At 44.2% G+C, this 6601-nt stretch carries 8 protein-coding genes; all 8 read right to left on the reverse strand.

Annotation, left to right across the window (positions count from 1 at the left end):
- Positions 1-11 precede the first annotated feature (11 nt).
- The 8 genes from mnmE to AAGA51_RS15380 all read right to left on the reverse strand — a co-directional run bounded on the left by mnmE (position 12) and on the right by AAGA51_RS15380 (position 6304).
- Entirely contained in the window at positions 12-1373 is a 1362-nt protein-coding gene (mnmE, locus tag AAGA51_RS15345) for a tRNA uridine-5-carboxymethylaminomethyl(34) synthesis GTPase MnmE (RefSeq protein ID WP_042489528.1), read from the reverse strand.
- A 98-nt stretch (positions 1374-1471) separates the two neighbouring features.
- Positions 1472-3094, reverse strand: coding sequence for a membrane protein insertase YidC (gene yidC / locus AAGA51_RS15350; RefSeq protein ID WP_042489526.1), 1623 nt, complete (start codon positions 3092-3094; stop codon positions 1472-1474).
- Positions 3095-3096: 2 nt separating this feature from the next.
- On the reverse strand, positions 3097-3354 hold the full coding sequence (gene yidD / locus AAGA51_RS15355; protein ID WP_081878773.1) for a membrane protein insertion efficiency factor YidD: 258 nt from the start codon (positions 3352-3354) through the stop codon (positions 3097-3099).
- Entirely contained in the window at positions 3321-3644 is a 324-nt protein-coding gene (gene rnpA, locus AAGA51_RS15360; RefSeq protein ID WP_237292831.1) for a ribonuclease P protein component, read from the reverse strand. Before rnpA ends, yidD begins: the two co-directional genes overlap by 34 nt.
- Positions 3645-3690: 46 nt before the next feature.
- Positions 3691-3828: a 50S ribosomal protein L34 gene (gene rpmH, locus AAGA51_RS15365; RefSeq protein ID WP_004728723.1), complete on the reverse strand. Its 138-nt coding sequence runs from the start codon at positions 3826-3828 to the stop codon at positions 3691-3693.
- 252 nt (positions 3829-4080) lie between these two features.
- On the reverse strand, positions 4081-4818 hold the full coding sequence (locus AAGA51_RS15370; protein WP_042489521.1) for an amino acid ABC transporter ATP-binding protein: 738 nt from the start codon (positions 4816-4818) through the stop codon (positions 4081-4083).
- Positions 4815-5486, reverse strand: a complete 672-nt coding sequence (locus AAGA51_RS15375) for an amino acid ABC transporter permease (protein WP_042489518.1) — start codon at positions 5484-5486, stop codon at positions 4815-4817. Before AAGA51_RS15375 ends, AAGA51_RS15370 begins: the two co-directional genes overlap by 4 nt.
- Before the next feature lie 71 nt (positions 5487-5557).
- Positions 5558-6304: an amino acid ABC transporter substrate-binding protein gene (locus AAGA51_RS15380; RefSeq protein WP_042489515.1), complete on the reverse strand. Its 747-nt coding sequence runs from the start codon at positions 6302-6304 to the stop codon at positions 5558-5560.
- Positions 6305-6601 lie beyond the last annotated feature (297 nt).

The raw sequence follows: 6601 nt of genomic DNA on the forward strand, positions 1-6601 counted from the left end.
AGTGCTCCGCTTTATTTACCAATACAGAAAGATGAGAAGATTCGGCCCAATAGATCGTCTGAGCTGAATTCACCGGTAATTTCGTTTAAGTGTTGCTGAGTAATACGCAGCTCTTCCGCTAAGATTTCACCAGCCATGTAGCCTTCAAGTTGTTGCTGACCTATGTCTAGGTGCTCTGCGGCACGTTCCAGAGCTTCTAAGTGGCGACGACGCGCCATAAAGCCACCTTCTTGGTTACCAGAGAAGCCCATACACTCTTTTAAGTGTGTTCTCAGAGCTTCTACACCTTCGCCAGTCTTCGCTGAAAGACGGATCAATGTTGGTGTGCTCACATGGCAAATGCCCAGCGTTTCACCTGTTTGATCCACTTTATTACGAATAACCGTCATACCCATGTTGTCTGGTAGACGATCAACGAAGTCTGGCCAAATATCTTCAGGGTTAGTGGCATCTGTTGTGGTGCCATCAACCATGAACAGTACTCGGTCAGCTTGCTTTATTTCGTCCCAAGCGCGCTCAATACCGATTTTTTCTACTTCATCTGAAGCATCACGAAGGCCCGCTGTATCAATAATGTGCAGCGGCATACCGTCTATATGGATATGCTCACGCAGAACGTCGCGAGTGGTACCTGCGATATCCGTTACGATAGCGGACTCTTTACCTGACAAAGCATTCAGTAGACTGGACTTACCGGCATTTGGTCGGCCAGCGATTACGACTTTCATGCCTTCACGTAAAATTGCACCTTGGTTGGCCTCTTTACGTACAGCATTCAGGTTATCAATAATTGCTTGCAGATCAGCGGCGACTTTACCATCGGCCAAGAAATCAATTTCTTCTTCTGGAAAGTCAATCGCAGCTTCCACATAGATACGCAGGTAAATAAGTGACTCCACCAGCGTGTTGATACGTTGTGAAAACTGTCCTTGCAAAGATTGCAGTGCTGATTTCGCCGCTTGTTCAGAGCTGGCGTCGATCAAATCCGCAATGGCTTCCGCTTGGGTTAAGTCCATTTTGTCATTAAGGAACGCACGCTCTGAAAACTCACCTGGTCGTGCTGGGCGAACGCCTGAAATTTTCAAAATACGCTTAATCAGCATATCCATTACTACCGGACCACCATGGCCTTGCAGCTCTAATACGTCTTCGCCAGTAAATGAGTTCGGGTTAGGGAAGTAAAGCGCAATGCCTTGGTCCAGCTCTAGACCGCTTTCATCTTTGAAAGGCAAGTACTCCGCATAGCGCGGTTTTAACGTTCGTCCCGTTACTTCTAAAGCAACCTGAGCCGCCTTTGGACCAGAGACACGGATAATGCCTACACCGCCTCGTCCAGGGGCTGTTGCTTGAGCAACGATGGTATCAGTTGTCATAAAGGTTGTTACCTAAATACATTTCGAATTAGCGTCATTGTAATCAGCAAAAAACAAAAAGGCGACCTTTTGGCCGCCTTTGCTGATTCATCATTAACTTACTTAGAGTGTAAGCCTTTCTTCTCTAGCGCTTTGTAAATCAAAGTCTGCTGAATCAGAGTCACGACGTTCGATACCAACCAGTAAAGAACCAGACCTGAAGGGAAGAACAAGAAGAAGAATGTGAACATCACCGGCATGAAAGTCATGATCTTTTGTTGCATTGGATCAGTAACTGTCGTTGGGCTCATCTTCTGAATCATGAACATACTTGCACCCATTAATAGTGGCAAGATGTAGTATGGGTCTTGTGCTGACAAGTCATGAATCCAACCAAAGAATGGTGAGTGACGTAGTTCAACAGATTCCATTAGTGCCCAGTATAGCGAGATGAAAATTGGCATCTGTAGGAAGATTGGTAAACAGCCACCAAGTGGGTTTACTTTCTCTGTCTTGTACAGTTCCATCATCTCTTGGCTCATGCGTTGACGGTCGTCGCCAATACGCTCACGCATTGCTTGCAGTTTAGGTTGCAGCATGCGCATTTTCGCCATAGATGTGTATTGAGCTTTCGTTAGTGGGTACATAGCACCACGAACGATGAAGGTCAGACACATAATTGCTAGACCCCAGTTCACTACAATGCCTTGAATGAAAGAAAGCAGTGAGTGTAGAGGTTTCGCGATGAACCATAACCAACCGTAATCCACTACAAGGTCTAGGCTTGGTGCAACCGCAGCCATTGCATCTTGCAGTTTTGGACCAACCCATAGCGTAGATGTGAAGGTTTCTTGAGTACCATCAGCCAAGGTTTTGTTTGGCATACGAATACCGATATCACCTAAGTTACCGATAATACGAGAGTAGATATTAGTGCCTGGTTCGTTACGTGGAATCCACGCTGTTGCGAAGTAGTGTTGGATCATCGCTGCCCAACCAGTACCGCTTGGTAGGTTGATAGACAGGTTACGATCTTGCATATCGTCGAAGCTGTACTTTTTGTAACGAGTATCTTCACTTGAGTATGCGCCGCCACGATAAGTTGGCATTGCTAAGCTACCGCCAGAATCTTGTAGATTTTGACGTAGGTGCGCGTACATACCCATAGTTGCGTTGCTGCCAGAGTGGTTAACAACGTTGAATTCAACATCGATAGCATAGCTGTCACGCTTGATGATGAAGGTTTTAGTGTACTCAATACCGTTTGCTGAATAAGTCATCGGAACACGAAGTTCGTCCTGACCGTCTGCTAGCGTGTAGCTGTCAGCGTCAACATGATAATTTGGACGTGTAGTGCTGCTTAGGTCGATACCTTGAGGACCGATCAAGCCACTTTGAGCAATAAACTGGTGTCCTTGCTCATTTTTAAGTAGTTGGAATGGAGTCTCTGAATCTAGTTCTTCTGCATACTGATTAAGTTTTGCAGAAACAACATCACCGCCAACTGTGTCAATCGACAGAGTTAGTACATCTGAAGTAACGGTAATCGTTTTTGCAACAGCACTAGTTTGAGATGGTGCTGGGTCAAACTCATCTGCAAATGATGGTGCAGGTACTGTATTGCCTGATTGAGCCTGTTCAACCGCTTGCGGAGCTGGATTCTTAGCTACTTGCCATTGTTGGAAGAGTAAAAAAGAAACCAGAGCCAAAGCGATTAACAGGATATTACGTTGAGAATCCATCGTTAATTATCTCTGTCGTGTTTTTGGATCGGTGGAACGGGGTCAAACCCGCCTTCATTCAAAGGGTGGCATTTTAATAGACGTTTGCCAGATAACCAACACCCTTTTACAAAACCGTGAACTCTCAGAGCTTCTATCGCATATGAGGAACAGGTTGGAGTAAACCGGCAGCGAGGGCCGATAAGCGGACTAATAGTCCATTGGTAAAGTTTTACTAAACCAATGGCTATCCACGTGAAGGGCGAGATAGGCGTTGCCATAACTTTTCGAACAAAGTAAATAGTTCTTCATTGCTCAAATACTGCGCGCTATTTTTCGCTATTACAACAAAATCTTTATTAGGAAGTTTGTGTTGTTGTAGACGAAAACTTTCTCTAGATAAACGCTTAAAGCGGTTACGACCAACGGCAGTTTTAATTTGTTTTTTTGGAACAGCTAAACCTAAACGAGGGTGAGAAAGATTATTGTTGCGGGCAATGATTGTGAAATGAGGAGAGCCAGCTCGATGAGCTTGCTGAAAGACATTTTTATAATGCTCGGGAGTTAACAAGCGTAACTCCCGATTGAATGCGTACGTACTCAAAATAATTTATGGATTATTTTGAAAGGCGCTTACGGCCTTTTGCACGACGTGCATTAATTACTTTACGACCGTTCGCTGTCGCCATGCGAGCACGGAAACCGTGAGTACGCTTGCGCTTTAGAACTGTAGGTTGAAAAGTGCGTTTGCTCATTGTAAATACCTTACTGATCAGTAGTTTTTAGGTTTGTTAAACCCGGCGTGGGCTTTGTGTCTTCTCTTTATATAAAGAAAGGACTATCCGACGCCTCTCAACAAAGAGGCGGAATTGTAATCACTGTCACAAAAGGTGTCAATGATTGGGTTTGCCGAAGTCCTGTTCAGTTTCTCAAATTACTAAGAAATCGAGGCTTCGGTTTTTCCGGTCGGGCGATTATACGGAGTCTCGGTAAAATCTCAAGGATCCTTATTCGATCCCAACCATATTTAAGAATTTCTTTAACCGAGGATCCTGTGGATTACCAAATATATCCTGTGGAGAACCTTGTTCGACGATATTGCCTTCAGCCATGAAGATCACTCTATCCGCGACTTCTCTGGCAAACTGCATCTCGTGAGTAACCACTAACATAGTTTGATGTTGCGTGGCGAGTTTTTTCATCAGCGCAAGAACTTCACCGACCCATTCTGGATCCAGTGCAGATGTTGGCTCATCAAACAGCAGTAGTTCAGGTTGCTGTGCCATTGCTCTGCCAATACCCACACGTTGCTGCTGGCCACCAGAAAGCGCAGAAGGGTAACTGTCCCCCTTGTCGCCAAGTCCAATGTCATCAAGTATCTGTTGAGAACGAGCTAAAGCATCGCTCTTTTTCCAGCCTTTCACTGTAATCAGACCTTCAGCGATGTTCTGTCTTGCTGTCATATGAGAGAACAAGGCGTAGTTCTGAAATACAAACCCCGTTTTGCGTCTAAGCGCTAACACTTCCGATTTGCTGTGTGATTGGCAATCAACGGCCACGTTATCAATAGTGATCGTGCCTTGGTCTGCTTGCTCTAGGAAGTTAACACAACGCAACAGAGTTGATTTACCTGTGCCGCTTGAGCCGATAATAACGATGATCTCACCTTTATTAATAGAGAGATCGATGCCTTTAAGAACTTCGCTATCGCCAAAGCGTTTGTGAATGTTAGTTAATGTGATCATCTTACATACGCCTTGTTGAGTTTATTTTCAGCCCAAATCTGTACTCGTGTCAGAACCACAACCACAGCCCAGTAAATCAATGCTACTGCTAGGAATGCTTCGAAAAAGCGAAAACTGGATGATGCTTCCATCTGAGCTTTAGCCATAATTTCCGCAACACCCAAAGTAAAGGCGAGGGAGGTCGACTTAATCATATCAATGAAGTAGTTCATCAGTGACGGCAAAGCCACACGTGTTGCTTGCGGTAATATAATGCGACGCATGGCCTGACTGGTGGTCATTCCCACAGAGAGGCTGGCTTCCATTTGGCTGCGGTCAATACCAATAATCGCCGCACGAATACTTTCTGCCATGTAGGCGGAGAAATGCAACGTGATACCAATAACCGCGGCACTGAAAGCATCAATACCGACTAGGATCGGGAATATTTGCGGCAAACCATAATAAAGAAGGAACAGCTGTACTAATAGTGGTGTTCCACGGAAGAAGCTGATGTAGAGCTGACTAAGCTGATCAAGAACCGGAACTTTGAACACCCGAATATTGGCCAAGATGACAGAAAGAATCAGAGAGAAAAACATTCCCCATGTCGCCATTTCCATGGTGGTGCCAAGATACTTGAGCAGTATCGGCATCAGATCCAGCATGTATTGAAAGTCAAAACCCATTTACTTCCCCTTAAAGACAACAAAAGGCGGGATCATACAATCCCACCTCTTTAAAAGTACAGTCTAGCTTATTAATTAGTAATATCAGTGCCAAACCACTTGTTAGAGATCGCGCTTAGCGTACCGTCTGCACGGATTGCTGCAAGCGCTTTGTTAACTTCAGCTTGTAGCTTCTGACCTTTTTCGTTGTTCAGGAATGGCCAAGCATTTTCAATGGTTTCGAAAGGCTTACCTGCAAGTTGCAGTGGTAGACCTGTTTTCTCGATAGTCTCTAGCACTGATAGACGGTCCATTACGAATGCGTCAGCACGGCCAAGAGCAACATCATGTTCAATACCAGTGTCGTACGTCTTAATGTTGATTTTACCGTCTTTGTCGTAGTCACGTAGTAGCTGTTCAAAGTTTGAACCTAGGTTAACGGCAACTGTTTTGCCTGCAAGGTCTTCAATACCTTTGATGCTGCTGTTACCTTTACGAACCGCGATCTGTGCACCGTCAATAACATATGGGTCTGCAAACAGGTACTTCGCTTTACGTGCGTCGGTAATAGTTATTTGGTTAGAAATAGTATCGATACGACCTGTTTCTAGCAGACCAAATAGACCAGAGAAGTTTGAAGTAACAAACTCAACCTTGTAATCATTGCGTTTAGCAATTTCATTCCATACATCGACTTCAAAACCTTGAAGTTGGTCTTGCTTAACAAATGTGAATGGGAAGTAACGGCCAGACATGCCGACTTTGATATCTGTTGTTGCTTGAGCTGCTGAAGCTGCCAATACAAGAGTGGCTACTGCGAGTTTAATCCAGTTTTTCATTTTCTAACTCCGAATGAATATAGGGCAGAATGTTACTGGTAAATGTTAGTACAGAACAAATAACCTTATGTTATTAACAATAACCATAATAAGTTTTTATTTTGGGATAACTCACTAATTTTCTGGGATATGTGGGTAAAAATGGGGATGTTTATGTAGATCTTCATAATTGAGACGGAAATATTGTGAATAACTTTGATCTTATTCACTGGATCTTCGATCAATCGCTGGCGATCTTAGTTATCAACAGGTAGAATTATCAACCTTTATCGATCATCAGATTAGAGTGAGAGCACA

Origin of the sequence: Vibrio diazotrophicus (assembly GCF_038452265.1) — a bacterium.
GTDB lineage: Bacteria > Pseudomonadota > Gammaproteobacteria > Enterobacterales > Vibrionaceae > Vibrio > Vibrio diazotrophicus.

Coding starts and splice junctions, on each gene's coding strand:
- mnmE (WP_042489528.1), bottom strand. CDS start 1,373: ATGACAACTGATACCATCGTTGCTCAAGCAACAGCCCCTGGACGAGGC.
- yidC (WP_042489526.1), bottom strand. CDS start 3,094: ATGGATTCTCAACGTAATATCCTGTTAATCGCTTTGGCTCTGGTTTCT.
- yidD (WP_081878773.1), bottom strand. CDS start 3,354: ATGGCAACGCCTATCTCGCCCTTCACGTGGATAGCCATTGGTTTAGTA.
- rpmH (WP_004728723.1), bottom strand. CDS start 3,828: ATGAGCAAACGCACTTTTCAACCTACAGTTCTAAAGCGCAAGCGTACT.
- AAGA51_RS15370 (WP_042489521.1), bottom strand. CDS start 4,818: ATGATCACATTAACTAACATTCACAAACGCTTTGGCGATAGCGAAGTT.
- AAGA51_RS15375 (WP_042489518.1), bottom strand. CDS start 5,486: ATGGGTTTTGACTTTCAATACATGCTGGATCTGATGCCGATACTGCTC.
- AAGA51_RS15380 (WP_042489515.1), bottom strand. CDS start 6,304: ATGAAAAACTGGATTAAACTCGCAGTAGCCACTCTTGTATTGGCAGCT.